Annotated in this window: 1 pseudogene; it reads right to left on the reverse strand. The window is 36.6% G+C overall.

Annotation, left to right across the window (positions count from 1 at the left end):
• Positions 1 to 243, reverse strand: a pseudogene (locus QOS10_RS09645) (IS1182 family transposase); the annotation flags it as partial.

Genomic DNA, 243 nt, shown 5'->3' on the forward strand with positions numbered 1-243 from the left:
ACGAGCTTTTTCAACATTCAATTCACTATACTTAATTGTCTGCTTCTTCCAAACGAAGGAGTACTTATTAGCATTAGCTAGAATTTTAGTACCATCAATAAACGAAGCCTCATCAATCATTCCCTGAGTTTTCAAGTAATCATGAAATTCTTTGAAGCTGCTTTGAATCATTTCTTCTAACTCTTCAGAAATGATAAAGCGAGCAATGGTCCGATACGTTGGCCGTTGTTCTTGGGTTAGCCA

Origin of the sequence: Limosilactobacillus galli, assembly GCF_947381495.1 — a bacterium.
Classification (GTDB): Bacteria; Bacillota; Bacilli; order Lactobacillales; family Lactobacillaceae; genus Limosilactobacillus; species Limosilactobacillus galli.